The sequence below is a fragment of the Nonomuraea ferruginea genome, from assembly GCF_039540635.1.
GTDB lineage: Bacteria > Actinomycetota > Actinomycetes > Streptosporangiales > Streptosporangiaceae > Nonomuraea > Nonomuraea ferruginea.
This window is the reverse complement of the sequence record NZ_BAABFD010000001.1, coordinates 648,590-662,155: the sequence shown is the minus strand read 5'-3', so window position 1 is coordinate 662,155 and position 13,566 is coordinate 648,590. Positions and strand designations below refer to the sequence as shown.

Genomic DNA, 13,566 nt, shown 5'->3' with positions numbered 1-13,566 from the left:
CGGCTCAGTCCTCGGTCTTCTCGGGAGCGAGGGTCGCGTCGAGGATCAGCTTCGGCGCCACCAGCTTCATCATGGCCACCACGTCGGCGGCGTTGTCCCGCCCCTTGACGCCCTGGATCAGGTCCACGATGACCCGGTCGAACCCGTGCACCAGTATCGCCGCCGCCTGGGTGTTGTCAGCGCTGCCGTTCTGCCCGTAATAGCCGACCGCACCAGGAACGATCTCCGGGAGCCGCTGGGACCCTTGGCTGATCTCCCACTCGACCGCCTGTTCTCCTCCCGCTGGAGAAAGACTTATCTGCAGCACTTTCAGCTTGTCCCCGGTCGGCTGATAGACACGGCACGAGCCCGTCCCGTACTTGACCCCGTCAAGCTTTTCCCCCACAGTCATGTCGAAGCCGCCCGAGACTATCGGGTCACGTATACCTGTCATCAGCCGCACCGCATCGAGTGGTACGAAGTCGCACACATATGGCGAAGCGGCCACCGCCGGAAGCGGCGCCTTGTCGACCGGCGGCGGGCTTTCTTGCTGCTGACAGGAAGTGAGTAGGATCATCACGCCGGACAACAGGACACCGATGATGCGGAAACGCTTCCTTGTCATGGATATTCTGGCCTGCCTTCCCGGAATCCTGAACGCGACTCGTCGCGGGCTTCGTTCCATGCGCCGCCGGCGAGACCATCGTAGAGCCATCTCTTGTATGCATCTAGCCGAGGCAGAACATCTCCCGCATATGGGGCCATCTCCTGCTGCGTCATGAGAGAGTTTCCGTCATCCTTCAGGAAATTGTTCGGCGACTTACGGGGATCTTCTCCTTTACCTAGCTCTTGCAGAGACCCCCACGGATGCGTGGGAGCAGGAGGATCGCTCTTGCCGAACAACCCATGCCTGAGCATGGCGTCGGCAATCAGCTGATCGTGCAGATACAGGGCCTCGCTGTCACCGACGTTGGCCTCGTGTGCGGCCCGATCCTTATTCATATCGGTCTTGGCCACCGCACTCTCGATCAAGCCAGTCCAGGAGCCCAAGGCGGTTGACGTGATCGCCCATGCAGCAGTCTGGGGGATGGCCAGCGCCGTGTTGACCGCCGCCATGAACAGCTTTACTTTACGCTCCTGAATCTCATCCAGTTTGGCACCTCGCTCGATTTTAGCGAGCCCGCTTGCGTCGACTATCAGTCCGAGGCCTGCTCCAGTCTCCCGGATATTAGCCAGGAACGCTGACGTGGTTTTACCGGCGGCCGCTTGCGCAGCACCGTAGTCGAGCATGCTCCTCGACCATGCGATCTGGGCCGCCGTGATTATCGCCACCGTCTCCGGATCATGCGTGAAAAGGTTCTGCATCACTTTGAGAAGGCCACTTCTGTCGAACTGTGCACCCCAAACTTGATCAGCTGAAGTCAGATGATCACGAAGGCCGCCGTAAACACTGGATGTGGCCTGGGACTTCGGCGTCTCTGCGACCCGATTGACATCACTGATGTAGGCGCTGATGATGCGTGCCGCGGCGCCAGTGGTGGCGAAGGAAGGCTCGTCGGGGTTATCCAGAACGCGCTCGGCCTCCCAGCGGATGAATTCCGAGGCGATCTTTGCCGAGATGAACCCCGGCGACGGTTCCCGGGGGGAGCCGTCGCGGTCGCGGTAGGTCATCGTCGCCGCTTCCAGTGCCGCTCCGAACGCCGCCCCGTCGTCATGCATCCGCCGTTCGGTGACGTAGCGCTTCATGATGCCGGGGTCGCCGACGAAGACGTCCTGGGCCGCCTTGGGGTGGTTGGCGAGCGCCTTCATGACCCCGATCATCGGATCGTGCGGAATGCCGGTCGCAGGCCTCTCGTTCCAGGTCTTCCGGTCCAGGCCCTCAAGCGTTTTGGCGGCGGCCACCAGGAAGTCCCGGTTGAACTTCCCGTACGGGAGCACCGCCGCGAGCGCGTGCTGATCCACCGGCACCCGCAGATGGTCGAGCAGTTCCTTCCGCCATGACGTGCTCAGCCGCGGGCTGGCCGCGCCGAGCGTCTTGCCCAGCGCCGCCTGTAATCGTTGCTTCCGCTCGTCCTTCTGGTACACCAGCGCCGCCGTGAGGTGACGGAACTTCTCCGTCCCGAGCGCGTACATCAGCGAGGTGGCGAATCCCGCGTCGCCCGCCCGTTTCTCCAGCTCGGCGACGGTCTTCTCGTCCACCTCGCCGTTACGGTCGACCTCACGCAGCTTGAGGGCCGCCGCGTACACGTCGGGCTGGCTGGAGGCGGCGCTGTACAGGCGCTCGTCGAACGGCGCCATCCCCGCGCCCCACTCCGGTTTCGCCGCCTGGATCGTCTCGTTGCGGCGGCGCAGCTCCGGCCGCTTGGCGCCGATCCAGTTGCCCAGTTCCCGCAGCGCGTTCAGCCGGGAGGTGTCCAGGTCGAGGTCTTCCAGGGTGCGGCGGATCCGTGGTTCGTGCCTGCCGAGCGTGGTCTCCGCCTGGCCGAGGTCGCGCTCGAACGCGTGCATGAGCTTCGGGTCGATCCCCGAATACTCCCAATCGGGCGGCTGCGCGACCGCGGGAGGGGTCCGGGAAGGTTCCGCCGGGCCTTTCTCGGCGCGGGCCGGGGGCTTGTCCGGCGGCCGCTCAGGCGACGGCTGGGGATTCGGCGACGGGGTCGTCATCAAGGGTCTCCGGCACGGTCGAGAACATCCGGATTATCCCCGGGTGGGGCTCCTCATCAGCGGTGCATAGCGGAAAAGCATGGTCATTCCCGGCTTCGAGACGCGCAGGCGCCAGGATGTACGTGGCCGGCGGTCTCCAAGGTTCGCGGTTTCTTCAGCAGTTCCAACGCAGTGAGGCTGATACCCCGGCATGCTTGCCGTATGGCGAGTACCACACGTCTCACTGTGACCTTGCCGAGTGACCAGGTGGCCGAGCTCAAAAAGCTCACCGACAACGTCTCCGGCTTCGTCGCCGAGGCGGTGGCACGCCAGTTGCGGCACCAACTCCTCGACGACGATCCGCGGCCGTACCAGGAGGAGCACGGGGAGTTCGTCTCCGCCAGTCCAGCCCCGGACACGATCAGGGAACGGCTGGAGGCCCTCCGGTCGCTCAGCGGCGGCGCGAGCCACGACGACGTCATCGCCGAGACGCGGTGGATCCGCGAATCGTGATTGTCATCGACAGTCCCACAAGTACATCAACATCGACCTCTGCTGATCTCGCTCCCTCAGCGTCAGACTTGCCCATATGAGTGAACGACATCGTTCCACCTGGCTGATCTTCGCATCGACAGGCGTCGCGCTGGGCGTCTTGAGCGTCTTCTTCCTCGCGATCGGCACCGCTCGGGCCGGCGAATGGGCGCAGATCATCGGCACGCTCGTGGGAATCGCCGCCCTCGGCGTGACCGTCTACAGCGTGGTGCTCATGCGCCGCCCGGCACCCGCACCGTCGAAGAAGACACCTGGATCCGTGCGGAACACTGTGAGCGGCGACGTGCACGGCGGCATCGTCCAAGCCCGAGACATCGGCGCCTCACCGGACGAGGATGGCGACCGTACCGCGTCTGGAGGAGGAACGACCGAGAACGAGATCAAGGGTGGCGCTGTCACCGGATTCGTCATACAGGCCCGCGACATCAAGGATCCCGGCGTCATGAGGGCGGATCCGTCCGAGGCTGCGGAACAGCCTGAATAGGACGATCACGGACGACGCCGCAACACCTCGTCGATGCGGACACGGGCGGCCGCCGCATCCATGTCCTCGAACCCGGACAGCAACTCTCGCGCTCGCAGTGCGTTCTGCTGGGCCTCGGCGTCATCGCCCATCCCCCGCCGCGCGAAGGCGAGATGGCAGAGCGACATGCCCGTCAACCAGCGGAGACCCGCGCCGTCGAAGACCTTGACCGCGCCGCGGTGGAAGTCGGCCGCCTCGTGGAAGCGGCCCAGCGCCTGATACGCCTCGCCGGCGACATCCCATGCCTGCGCCTCGCGTACCCGGTCGGCGATCCGGCGATGGAGATTCGCCGAGCGCTGCGATGAGACGAGCGCGAAGTCCGGCCGGTTCATCAGCAACTGCACCTTGCCCAGTTCGATGAGCCAGTACGCCTCCCATACGTGGTTCCTGGCCTCGTGTGCGATCCTCAGCGCGCCCTCGATGAAGTCCAGTGCGTCGGCGGCCTGTCCGGTGCGACGTCTGATGTTGCTCAGGACTCGAAGCGCGTTTCCCTCGCCGCCGCGTTCGCCTGTCGACCTGAAGATCTGCAGGGCTCGGTGCACCAGCATCTCGGCCTCGCGAAGGTGTCCCAGCTCGGCTCGGGCCTCGGCGAGGTTCGTGGCGGCCACGGCCTCCCAGTGATCATGCCCTTGGTCGCCGAAGATGGCGCGGCCGCGTTCGAACATGTCTGCCGCCTCGCTCAGTCGGCGGCCTCTGAAGCGCACGATCCCGATGTCGTTGAGGGACAGTCCCACGTCGATTCGCGTGCCCGACTCCTGCCGTATCGCCAGCGCGGCTCGGTGGAACTCCTCGCCACGCTCGAAGTCGTGACGCTGGGTGAAGGCCATTCCGAGACCTTCGAGAAGGCTGGCCTCGGTCTGCCGGTCGGTCAGGTCACGGGCGGCCTGCAGACCGACCTGACTGGTTTCAACCCAGTCTTCGAACGCGTTGAAACGCATGTAGATGTTACGAAGAATGACGGCGAGCTTCGCCGTGAGCTCGTGCAGGTCCAGTTCGGCGGCACGCTTGACCGTCGCCCGCAGATTGAGTTTCTCCAGCTCGTACCAGTCGACTGCCTCCTCGTAGCTGGAAAAGCCGCGTGCTTCCACGCCGGTGTCCAGCGCCGGGAGAACGGCTGCCTCTTCCATGGGGTTGATCCAGCTTGTAGCCGCCTGGGCCGCGTGCGAGTACCAGAGGAGCACGCGGTTCACCAGCGTCATCGACATCTCACGGCTGTCTTCGGTCGACAACTGGTCGGCGGCGTAGCTGCGGAGCAGATCGTGGAGTTGGAACCGATCTGCTCCTGACTGCTCGACCAGGTGCGCCCCCACCAGAACGTCCAGCAGGTGTCGTACCCGTGCCCTGCCTTCGCCCATGAGGGCCGCGACCACACCGCTGGAGAACTCCGCCCCTGGATGGGCGGAAAGTTTCCGGAACAGTTCTGCCGCGTCTTGTGGAAGTGCTCTGTAGGACCAGGCGAACACGCTTCGCACAGCGTCGTCCTCATCGTCCGTGCTGAGAGCGCTCCAGAGGGTGGATTCGCTCCGCAGTTCGTCGACGAGTTCGGACAGCTCCATCCACGGCCTGCTCACCGCGCGTTCCGCGGCGATTCTCAGCGCCAGTGGCAGGCGAGCACAGAGACGAGCCAGGTCGGCCAGCCGGGCGTCTTCGTCATGTGGCCGGTACTTTTTCATGGCATTTCTGAGCAGCCGTACCGAATCTTGTTCCGAGAGCAGCCCCAGCGTGATCCGAAGTGCGCCGTCCCGAACCATCAAGCTCGACAATCTGCTCCGGCTGGTCACGATCACCAGGGACTCCCGCGTACCTGGGATCAGCGGCCTGACCTGGCCGACCGAGACCGCGTTGTCCAGGACGACGAGCATGCGCCGGCCCGCCAGCAGGGAACGGTACAAGCCCGCGCGATCGTCGAGCTCGGAGGGAATCGATTCGCGAGGCACACCCAACGCCGAGAGAAACCTTTCGAGGGCATGCTGCGGCGTCACGGGCAGGCCCGGATCATAGCCACGAAGATTGATGTACAGGTTGCCATCGGCGAAAGTTCTGCGCATCGTGTGCGCCCAGCGCAGAGCAAGAGCGGTTTTCCCGACTCCTGCTGTACCCGCAATGATGATCAGTGGTATTCCGGGGGACCCGTCAGCGCTTGGCACGATCTCGGTCTCGAGGCGCTGGAGTTCCACCTCCCGGTTGACGAACCCGGAGACGTCACTTGGCAACTGCTGGGGCCTGGGCATCCCGTCACTGGATCGGTGGAAGTGGATTCCGCCACTGATGTCACGCGCCTGAACGATGTCGGCTGCGGAGCCCGACATCTCGGAGTGGGTGCTTCCTTCGGGCGGGTCAGTAGTCACTTGACATCACTTCACATGCGCGATCGCCATAGCCGAGAACGACATTTACTCGGAGAACGAGAGATCCACCGGGTAGTCCTCGAATCGAATCGATCGGGCCAGAACCTCTTCGGATAGTGCCACCAATTCAGACATGACCGCCGGATCGGAAACCATGTCCGCATGCAGGAACAGGCCGTCGTCAGAGTAGTTGAGAAAGAACGCGAGAGACCGGTCGAATATCGTGTAGTCGTCCAGACGATAGCGGAGATCGAGGTCCGCTATCATCGCCTGGTTGACGATGAATATCTTCTCTCCTTCCTCCGCGTTGAGCCTGAAGTGCGCAAGCTCCCACTTCAAATAGCTGCTGAGCGGGTCCTCGATGACGCGAAGCCGATAGAAATGCGCGTCCCTGTCGTCGAATATCTTCTTGAAGTCCCGCTGGGTTGCCCGGTCTTCCTCGATGAGCTCGAGCGCTCTCCTCATGTCACCGGCGGCGAACGCCTCCCAGCTCGGATTTCCCGGCTCCTGAAAGGTCTGGCGCCGCTCCAGCTTGTAGACGCGCCCGGTCACACTCCGGCTGGCGTTACGAAACTCCCGTCGAAAGCCGTCGGGGGAAAGCCGAGCCGTCACCAGGTCAGGACGAGGCGGAAACTTGAGACGGCTCATGCGTCCGGCAGATCTCTCTTAGCGGCGATCATGGTGCGGCGTGTGACGATGACCACTCGCTCGTAGGATGCGCAGTGCACGTCTTCGGGGAGGCGGTCCCTTACCTGGTCTGTGACGTCTGTCCCGATGACGGCGAAAGCTCCGTTGTCCAACTCCCAGATGTCCGGGCAGGTGTCTCTGCCCGAGGTTTCTCCTCGTTGTCTCGGGCTCAGCCCCACCCGGCGAGCGAAATCGAACATGAGGCCCCTCCCCCTGTCGAATCCGGCTTGATCATAGGCTATCAATGGCCCTCGGAATACTAGCTGGCCATGGAGAGTTCCCTGCCCGTTTATTGCGGCCGGGGCATATAACAAAATATGGTTTCGCATGAAAGCTGGATTTTGTGGACGCCTGATACGGGAAATCAGGAAGGTGCCATTGGGATACCAGCCAGCATTTCGTCACGATACTCGGATACCCTGGTGATCCCCTGCTCACCCCCGGGAGGTCTCCTCGTGCCGCGGCTCGCCTCCGGCAGCACCTTCTGGGAGAGCTATGACGCCCTGGAGAAGGACGAAGGGTGATGCGGCGGTTCTAGGAGCGCACCGTCGACCGAACCTGTTCCCGGAGGACCAGTTCGAGGTGCTGCGGTATCTCGCCGAGGGCTTCACGCCCGAGGAGGTCTACCGGGACGTGGTCGCCGAACGACGGCCCGCCGGCGATCAGGCCGGCGAGCCGAGACTGAGCACGTGTCGTGGAGCGGGACGCCGAGTCCGTTCCTGCCGATCAGCGCCGCGCCGAAGGACGCAGCGCGCCGCTGGTGAGACCGTCGCGGGCCAGCGAGACCGCTCGATCACCCGGTTCGGCACCTGGCGTTCGAACTCTTCGTGGGTTCTCCGCCGGGCCGTCTGGACCAAGTTCGTGGCAGGCGCGAAGAACGGCATCTTCGACTTCTGACGTTACGACCATGCGACTCCCGGCGATTCGCCATCAGGGTCGAAGCGTTCTCAGGTGGTGCACCGAAAAGGGAGAACGGTGCTTCCGCCGAGCCGCAGGAGCTTGTAGCGAAGCGATCCGCTGTCCGCGGCCAATGGGGGAGCCGCGGACAGTTGATCTGCTCAACTTCGCAGGGGAACGCATCCGCAGGTACGTGGCCTACGTTGCCGAGCATTCCTGCCGGGCTTTTCGCCATGCGAGGGCTGGTGCACACCGGCGGATAGAGCAAACCTTTTGCCCTGTTCCGAGCAGGCGTTTCGAATACGCGCTTTAGTAGCAGCGCTCCTTGACGGTGATGGTGACGGGGTCGGACAGGGTTTGCGTCCCGTCCGAAGCCGTCATCTGCGCCGTGTAGACGCCGATCGGGAGCGGGTCGAACTCTGCGAAGACCCAGCCGTTGACCGTTGTCGAACCGTTCGAGTTGGTGTGATTCGAGCCGGGTGGGATTGCGTCGGCCTGGGTGACGACCGCCCCGGCGGGCAGGTTCTCCACCGTGACATGGACGGTCGACGACCATGTGCCGACGACAGCGGCCAGGAAGTATGTCCAGTGAGAGTGTCCGTGTTTGATGCAGATTTGATTTTCCCCCATGAGGTCCCACGTCGCCGCCGAGGTGGGTGTGCTGCCGGCTAATGCGATGGCCAGTCCTGCCGTCACGCCGAGCGCCGCTCTGGCGGCGCGGTGACTCATTTTCACGGCTGCCTCCCTTGGTTCTCACAGAAACCTCTGACCCAGCAATCATTGATGCTTAAAGAACCCTCTGACAAGAAAGTTTCAGTGTTCTTATGAAATTTTCATAGAAGGGGACCGGCCGGGCGAGGCGGCGGGCGGCCACGACAGGCTCGCATCACCCGCCACTCTGCGGCGACTCGTCCCGGTTGAGATTCCCGCATTGTTGATGACGACCTTGACGTCGAGTGCTGCTGCCGCCGCGGCGGCGACCGATTCCGGATCGGTGATGTCCAGCCGCAGCGGGACGACTTCCGGCACGTCGATGAGGCCGGGGCGGCGGGCGGTGGCGTACACCTTGCCGGCGCCGCGGTCGAGGAGGGACAGGACGAATTGCCGGCGTCAAGACATGGGTTGAGCTTCCGACCTGAATCGCGAGCGCCTCCTGGTCGCCTGGTGGCAACACCCTCCTGGCCACCGGCTACGGCCGGGTTCGTCGATGACAACACCCGTTACAGGGCCAAGGGTCCGAGCCCGCGCACCGGGTTCCTTCTCGTGGATGCAGCTCGCCCGTGCGAGCTGAAGAGCAACTGGCACGGCGGCCCCGGCGCCCGGTGGGCCGGCGTCAGCTCTCGATCGTCCCGATCTCCTCGTACTGCTCGATGGCGGAGGGGGTGTCCATGCCGGGCGCCTCACGGTCGGAGTGGGCGGCCTTGAACGAGTCGGAGCGCAGCCAGGCGATGAAGTCCGCACGGGAGTCGAACTCCATCGTGGACACGTAGGGCTGCCCCTCCTCCGTGGGGCGCAGGAGGGAGCTGCGCCGCAGGCCGGGGACGCCGGCGAGGGTGGCGCGCATGCTCTCCATGAAGGTGGCCTCGAACGCCTTGGCGTCCTCGGCGGGAACGTCGATGCGGTTCATGATCATGTGCATGGGGGATGCCCTTCTCCGTAGCGCCACGCTCTTTTTCCCGACGCCCTGTCGGGATGATACCAACGCGACGTCGATAAGTGGTCGCCGAACCCTGCGACTGGGCACGCCTGTGTGATGATGCGGACACCAACTCAGTGCGAGGCCGCCGACGGTGGCGCCGGCTACGGCGGAGGTCGGGGTGGGGGCGGCTTCGGTGGAGATGGCGGCGACGGCGGCGACTGACCGGGAGACCGGCTCGGCCGCGTCTCAGTCGGTGTCGGTGGCGGCGAGGACGTGGACCAGGAGGCGGTCGGGGTCGAGGGCGGCGATGCCGACGTCCCAGGCGACCTGGTAGAACCAGGCGGTCGAGGCGTCGAACAGGACCCAGGTGCGGTCGGCGGCGTCCTCGACGCGGGTGCCGCCCGCCAGGGCGGTCATCGACTGCCAGGCCAGCAGCCTGCCGTAGGCGCCGCCCCGGCCGCTGCCGTAGGCGGAGCCGGTGGCCGCCGCCGCGAACAGGACCCGCATCACCTCCGACAGCGTGGCGGCGCGCACGGTCACCTCGCCCTCGCCGGCGAGGCAGGTCAGCCCGAGCCCTTCCAGCAGCTCCGCGTCCAGCTCGGCCGGCATCGCGAGCCGGAACGCCCGCGCCTCGATCCGGCCGTTGGAGTCCTCCACCCAGTTCTCCACGGCTGCCGTGAGCAGGCCGGGCGCGAGCAGCTCCACCGCCGGCATCTGGTGGCCGGGCCGCCGCGGGAAGCCGGACCGCTCGACGGGACCGAACGGGATCGCGTACGACGCCCCGCGCAGGCTGTACGAGGGCAGGTCCAAGGCGTCCTCGAAAGGCAGCAGGGCCGGCGGGAGGATGGCCAGAGGGTGGTTCGCGTCCGCCAGATGGGCGGTCACCCGGCGGACGGCGCCGTGCTGGCCGATGTCCGGGTGACGCAGCACCAGCTCCTGCGTCAGGCACGCGAACAGCTCCGGCGCCTGCTCGTACTCCTCGTACAGCGGCAGCAGGTTGTCCACCGGCTGGGCGGAGGCGAGCTGGGCGGCGGCCAGGCGGACCCGGGAGTCGAGCTGCTCGGTCGCGGCCAGGCGCACGGCGCAGGCCGCGTTGCCGGGGCCGGGGGTCAGCCCCAGGGCCTGCTGGATGTGGAGCAGGACGGCGTCGCGCTGCCAGCCAGGCTCGGCGGCGCGCAGGGTCAGGGCCAGCTCGTACAGCTCTCCGGCCCGTCCCTCGGCGGCGGCCCGCTCCACCAGGTCGTAGTGGCGAGTGACGTCCTCGGCCTCGTGAAGTCCGGCCGGCAGCTCATCCAGCGACATGGGCGTCCTCGTGTAGGTCGGGCCACGCAGCATACAAGCGGACGTGATCTACGGCGAGCCCCGCGACCGGACTGGACGGGCTAGCGCTGCTTGAGGCGCTGCGCCTCTTTGCGGACCTCGGCCTGGGTGGAGCGCTCCTGCTCCAGCCACGCGGGGTTCTCCGCCTTGAGCGCGTCGATCTCGGCGGTGGTGAGCGGGTCGGTGATGCCGTTTCTCATCAGGCCGGAGATGGACACCCCGAGCTTCGCGGCGACGACCTGCTTGGGGTGGGGGCCGTTGCGGCGCAGGTCGGTGAGCCAGGCGGGAGGTGAGGTCTGCAGCGCGTTCAGCTCGCTCCGGGAGACCACGCCCTCCTGGAACTCGGCGGGGGTGGCCGAGAGGAGGATGCCCAGCTTCTTGGCCGCCGTCGCGGGCTTCATCGTCTGGGTGGTCTTGGGCTTGGGCGTGGTCATGGAGTCCAGCGTAGTCAGGCGGAACCGGTCCTTCTCACATCGGTACGCTGACGGGGTGACTCTTGAGGAGACCGGCGGGGTGTTCCGGCTGGCGTACCCGCCCGGCGTGACACCGGCGAAATGGGTCGGCGTCTGGGCCGAGAGGGTGCCCGACGTGCCGCTCACCCTGGTCCCGGCTGCCGCCGCCGACGTGGTGGGCCTGTTGCGTGGCGGGGGCGCCGACGCGGGGTTCGTGCGGTTGCCGGTCGACCGTGACGGGCTCAGCGTGATTCCCCTGTACGTGGAGACCACGGTGGTCGTGGTGCCGAAGGATCACGTGGTGACCGCGGCCGACGAGGTGACCGTCGCCGATCTGGCCGACGAGGAGGTCTTCCACCCGCTGGACGACTCCATCGAGTGGACGGTCCGCCCCGGGCGGCCCGCGTTCGAGCGGCCGGCCACGACGGCGGACGCGGTCCGGCTGGTGGCGGCCGGGGCGGGGCTGCTGGTCGTCCCGCAGTCGCTGGCGCGGCTGCACCATCGCAGGGACCTCACGTACCGGCCGGTGTCCGGCGCGCCGCAGTCGCAGGTGGGGCTGGCCTGGCTCACGGACGCGACGACCGACCTGGTGGAGGACTTCATCGGGATCGTCCGCGGGCGCACGGCGAACAGCTCGCGGGGCCGTGCGCCTCAGGCTCCGGCGGAGAAGCCGGCGCGGCGGGAGGCGGCGAAGCCGGTCCAGCGCGGCTCCGGACGCCGGGGAACGTCGACCGGCGGCCGGAAGAAGGGCCGCCGGCCCCGCTGACCGCCGGAAGCTCGAACACCCGGGTTGAAGACCACGGGGAAGTGCGGGTGGTCAGAAGGTGAAGGCTCCTCGGGTGAGGGTGTCGAAGTGGTCCAGGTCGTCGGCGGGGCGGTCGAGGCCGCGGAGAGGGCCGTGGTCGGCGAGGTGGGCGTCGGCGTAGAGGCGGGCGACCAGGGCCTTGCGGGAGCCGTGGCCCGCGCGCTCCTCCCAGCCCGCCTGCTCCACCAGCAGCGCGGCGGCGTACACGTCGGCCATGAACTGGGCCAGCGGGTAGAGCCGGGCCTCGGCCACGGCCGGGTCGAGCGAGGACCAGGCGGTGATCGCCTTGCCCAGGTCGTCGACGCGGCCGCGTACCAGGGACCAGTCGCCCGAGGGAGCCTGGTCCACGGCGGCGGCCAGGCGGTCGAGGAACGGCTCGTGGGCGTTCTCGCGCAGCATGGCCCGGCGGACGTCGAGGCAGAGGATGTGGTCGCCGCCCTCCCAGATGGGGTTGACCTGGGCGTCGCGGAGCAGCCTGGCGACCGGCCACTGCTCGATGTAGCCGTTGCCGCCGTGCACCTCGACGGCGTCGCTGGAGGCGGTGAGGCCGAGGCGGGCGGCGCGCAGCTTGATCAGGGCGGGGGCCAGGCGCAGGCGCGGCCCGACGTGGCCGTCGAAGACGAGCGCCTGGACGGCCTCGACCTCGACGATGAGCTCGGCCAGCTTGCGGCGCATGAGGGGCTGGTCGGCGAGCGGCCGGCCGAACGCCTCGCGGGCGCGGGCGTAGCAGAGCGACTCGGTCAGGGCGCGCCGGGCGATGCCCGCGCCCATCATGGCGACGCCGAGCCTGGAGGCGTTGGTGAGCTTCATCATCGTGCCGAGGCCGGAGCCGGAGCCGGGCCCGGCCAGCAGGAACGCCTCGGCGCCGGCGAACTCGACCTCGGCCGAGGCGACCGAGCGGGTGCCGAGCTTGTCCTTCAGCCGTCTGATGCGCACGCCGTTGCGGGTGCCGTCGCGGCGCTCCCACAGCACCAGGAACGGCGCCACGGAGCCTTCGTGCCTGGCCAGCACCACGAACGCGGACCCGTTGGCGTTGGAGGCGAACCATTTCAGTCCGGTCAGCGACCAGGCGTCGCCGGACGGCTCGGCGGTGGTCTCCAGGGCGGCCAGGTCGGAGCCGCCGGTCCGCTCGGTGAACATCTGGGCGGCTTCGCCGGAGTAGTCGCCGTTGGCGAAGATCTCCCGTACCCGTTGCTTGACGTCGTCGGGCGCGTGGCGTTCGGCGAGCGAGACGACCATGTCGCCGCCGGTGCCGAGCGCGCAGCCCATGCCGATGTCGGCCTGGTCGAGCAGGTAGGTCCAGGCGGCGGCGAGCGCGGCCGGGTCGGCGCCGTGGGCCCGGGCCTGCTCGGCGAAGGCCGGGGAGGTGAAGTTGTCGGCCATGAGCGCGTCGCGGGCGGCGTGGAACGAGGGCGGCATGACGACCTCGCTGATGTCACGCCCCCATTTGTCGTACTTCTCCAGCCGGGGCGGGTTGCGGTCGGTCTCCTCCGCGTGCGCGGCGATCGGGCCGCCCATGAGCGCGCCGAGGCGGTCGAGGTGCGGCTCGGCCCAGGCGTAGCAGTCGCCGAGGTGGCGGCGCATGAGCAGCTGGAGCGACGGGTCGCAGCGCCACCAGTTGCGCCCCGCGGCTCCCTGGTAGCGCTCGGTGGCGTAGCGGTCGCTGGAGTCGAAGGGTTCGACGAGATACCTGCCCATACCACCGAGCATTACATATCATC

At 66.9% G+C, this 13,566-nt stretch carries 14 protein-coding genes; 3 read left to right on the top strand and 11 right to left on the bottom strand.

The window, feature by feature from the left end:
* Positions 1-4: 4 nt before the first annotated feature.
* Together ABD999_RS02885 and ABD999_RS02880 are read right to left on the bottom strand one after the other, a co-directional pair.
* A complete protein-coding gene (locus ABD999_RS02885) occupies positions 5-604 on the bottom strand; it encodes a hypothetical protein (protein ID WP_271278077.1) in 600 nt (199 codons plus the stop codon).
* Positions 601-2,643, bottom strand: coding sequence for a hypothetical protein (locus ABD999_RS02880; protein ID WP_271278076.1), 2,043 nt, complete (start codon positions 2,641-2,643; stop codon positions 601-603). Before ABD999_RS02880 ends, ABD999_RS02885 begins: the two co-directional genes overlap by 4 nt.
* A gap of 225 nt (positions 2,644-2,868) precedes the next feature.
* Between ABD999_RS02880 and ABD999_RS02875 the strand changes: the two genes are divergently transcribed.
* Both ABD999_RS02875 and ABD999_RS02870 read left to right on the top strand, forming a co-directional pair.
* Positions 2,869-3,135 carry a hypothetical protein gene (locus ABD999_RS02875; RefSeq protein WP_271278075.1) on the top strand — a complete coding sequence of 89 codons (267 nt, stop codon included), beginning with the start codon at positions 2,869-2,871 and terminating at the stop codon, positions 3,133-3,135.
* Positions 3,136-3,211: 76 nt separating this feature from the next.
* Complete coding sequence (locus ABD999_RS02870) at positions 3,212-3,658, top strand: hypothetical protein (protein ID WP_271278074.1); 447 nt, start codon at positions 3,212-3,214, stop codon at positions 3,656-3,658.
* 5 nt (positions 3,659-3,663) lie between these two features.
* Here ABD999_RS02870 and ABD999_RS02865 read toward each other — a convergent pair whose 3' ends face one another.
* The 8 genes from ABD999_RS02865 to ABD999_RS02830 all read right to left on the bottom strand — a co-directional run bounded on the left by ABD999_RS02865 (position 3,664) and on the right by ABD999_RS02830 (position 11,022).
* Positions 3,664-6,006, bottom strand: coding sequence for an ATP-binding protein (locus ABD999_RS02865; RefSeq protein WP_271278073.1), 2,343 nt, complete (start codon positions 6,004-6,006; stop codon positions 3,664-3,666).
* An 84-nt stretch (positions 6,007-6,090) separates the two neighbouring features.
* A complete protein-coding gene (locus ABD999_RS02860) occupies positions 6,091-6,693 on the bottom strand; it encodes a DUF6879 family protein (RefSeq protein WP_271278072.1) in 603 nt (200 codons plus the stop codon).
* Entirely contained in the window at positions 6,690-6,932 is a 243-nt protein-coding gene (locus ABD999_RS02855; RefSeq protein ID WP_271278071.1) for a hypothetical protein, read from the bottom strand. The genes ABD999_RS02860 and ABD999_RS02855 overlap by 4 nt, the downstream gene beginning before the upstream one ends.
* Before the next feature lie 1,006 nt (positions 6,933-7,938).
* A complete protein-coding gene (locus ABD999_RS02850) occupies positions 7,939-8,358 on the bottom strand; it encodes a DUF5980 family protein (RefSeq protein WP_271278093.1) in 420 nt (139 codons plus the stop codon).
* Positions 8,359-8,451: 93 nt separating this feature from the next.
* Complete coding sequence (locus ABD999_RS02845; protein WP_271278069.1) at positions 8,452-8,694, bottom strand: Rossmann-fold NAD(P)-binding domain-containing protein; 243 nt, start codon at positions 8,692-8,694, stop codon at positions 8,452-8,454.
* Between the two features lie 268 nt (positions 8,695-8,962).
* Positions 8,963-9,256 carry an antibiotic biosynthesis monooxygenase family protein gene (locus ABD999_RS02840; protein ID WP_271278068.1) on the bottom strand — a complete coding sequence of 98 codons (294 nt, stop codon included), beginning with the start codon at positions 9,254-9,256 and terminating at the stop codon, positions 8,963-8,965.
* Between the two features lie 258 nt (positions 9,257-9,514).
* Positions 9,515-10,570 carry a DUF6183 family protein gene (locus ABD999_RS02835; protein WP_271278067.1) on the bottom strand — a complete coding sequence of 352 codons (1,056 nt, stop codon included), beginning with the start codon at positions 10,568-10,570 and terminating at the stop codon, positions 9,515-9,517.
* Between the two features lie 80 nt (positions 10,571-10,650).
* The gene (locus ABD999_RS02830; RefSeq protein WP_271278066.1) at positions 10,651-11,022 is read right to left on the bottom strand and encodes a DUF5997 family protein; all 372 of its coding nucleotides are present in this window, start codon (positions 11,020-11,022) and stop codon (positions 10,651-10,653) included.
* 55 nt (positions 11,023-11,077) lie between these two features.
* On the opposite strand from ABD999_RS02830, the gene ABD999_RS02825 reads away from it, so the two are divergent.
* Positions 11,078-11,806 (top strand): LysR substrate-binding domain-containing protein, encoded by a 729-nt coding sequence (locus ABD999_RS02825; protein WP_271278065.1) that lies wholly within the window; start codon positions 11,078-11,080, stop codon positions 11,804-11,806.
* A 51-nt stretch (positions 11,807-11,857) separates the two neighbouring features.
* Here the strand turns inward: ABD999_RS02825 and ABD999_RS02820 are convergent, their stop codons facing one another.
* Positions 11,858-13,543 (bottom strand): acyl-CoA dehydrogenase family protein, encoded by a 1,686-nt coding sequence (locus tag ABD999_RS02820; protein WP_271278064.1) that lies wholly within the window; start codon positions 13,541-13,543, stop codon positions 11,858-11,860.
* Between the last annotated feature and the right edge of the window lie 23 nt (positions 13,544-13,566).

Excerpts from the sequence above, each read along its gene's own strand:
- ABD999_RS02835 (WP_271278067.1), bottom strand. The coding sequence starts at position 10,570 with ATGTCGCTGGATGAGCTGCCGGCCGGACTTCACGAGGCCGAGGACGTC.
- ABD999_RS02820 (WP_271278064.1), bottom strand. The coding sequence starts at position 13,543 with ATGGGCAGGTATCTCGTCGAACCCTTCGACTCCAGCGACCGCTACGCC.
- ABD999_RS02870 (WP_271278074.1), top strand. The coding sequence starts at position 3,212 with ATGAGTGAACGACATCGTTCCACCTGGCTGATCTTCGCATCGACAGGC.
- ABD999_RS02855 (WP_271278071.1), bottom strand. The coding sequence starts at position 6,932 with ATGTTCGATTTCGCTCGCCGGGTGGGGCTGAGCCCGAGACAACGAGGA.
- ABD999_RS02885 (WP_271278077.1), bottom strand. The coding sequence starts at position 604 with ATGACAAGGAAGCGTTTCCGCATCATCGGTGTCCTGTTGTCCGGCGTG.
- ABD999_RS02840 (WP_271278068.1), bottom strand. The coding sequence starts at position 9,256 with ATGAACCGCATCGACGTTCCCGCCGAGGACGCCAAGGCGTTCGAGGCC.
- ABD999_RS02865 (WP_271278073.1), bottom strand. The coding sequence starts at position 6,006 with ATGTCGGGCTCCGCAGCCGACATCGTTCAGGCGCGTGACATCAGTGGC.
- ABD999_RS02850 (WP_271278093.1), bottom strand. The coding sequence starts at position 8,358 with ATGAGTCACCGCGCCGCCAGAGCGGCGCTCGGCGTGACGGCAGGACTG.
- ABD999_RS02860 (WP_271278072.1), bottom strand. The coding sequence starts at position 6,693 with ATGAGCCGTCTCAAGTTTCCGCCTCGTCCTGACCTGGTGACGGCTCGG.
- ABD999_RS02830 (WP_271278066.1), bottom strand. The coding sequence starts at position 11,022 with ATGACCACGCCCAAGCCCAAGACCACCCAGACGATGAAGCCCGCGACG.
- ABD999_RS02880 (WP_271278076.1), bottom strand. The coding sequence starts at position 2,643 with ATGACGACCCCGTCGCCGAATCCCCAGCCGTCGCCTGAGCGGCCGCCG.